Source organism: Prevotella sp. HMSC073D09, from assembly GCF_001814145.1.
Lineage (GTDB): Bacteria > Bacteroidota > Bacteroidia > Bacteroidales > Bacteroidaceae > Prevotella > Prevotella conceptionensis.
Window position 1 is genome coordinate 1 of the sequence record NZ_KV815096.1, and the last position, 632, is coordinate 632.

The window sequence follows — 632 nt, forward strand, 5'->3', positions numbered from 1 at the left end:
CGCTATGGCGGTCGGTAACGGCAGTCATTCGTTCCAAGCTGTCGCCAAACTTGTCTGCCAACACCTTCGAGCCTCTTCCATCGGCACGGAAAAGCAGTGTGTAATAAACCGTCTGTGCTATCCAGGCCCAGTCGAGGCTTTTGTTACAGTACAAGCCGCTCTCATCGAAACCAACCACTGCTGACGACTTGATGTATTCTTTAATCTCATCAATCACAGGTTGCGCATTCTTCTTTGCCTCATTCACCCAGTTCACCAGCGAGCCTTCGCTTGGAGTGAGACCAAATACCTCACGCAAAAGACTTGCTATACGGCCGTATGGAAGGAATTGCACGACACTCAGATAAACCACTAGAGCCTTTACGCTTGAATCATACACCACGTTGTTTGACCGCCGTCTCGGTGCCGTCCGAATACGTTCGCCACAGTTCTTGCATACCATCACATAGTGTCGGATTTCCTTGACTACGGGCTTCAGCTCTGGAATGGAAATAACCTGCGTCACATAATCAAGTACACGCTCTGCGTCTGCTAAAGATTCTCCGCAACGCGTGCAATAGTTAGGCACCTCATCGATTATCTCGTCAGGTACGGAAGTGCAAGACAACTTATGCCCATCATGTCCCTTTTGT

General features: G+C 49.4%; 1 protein-coding gene. It reads right to left on the reverse strand.

Translation table 11 applies throughout. From position 1 onward, the window contains the following. A partial coding sequence (locus HMPREF2955_RS08175; RefSeq protein WP_246830102.1) for an IS66 family transposase occupies window positions 1–632 on the reverse strand: 632 nt, incomplete at both ends.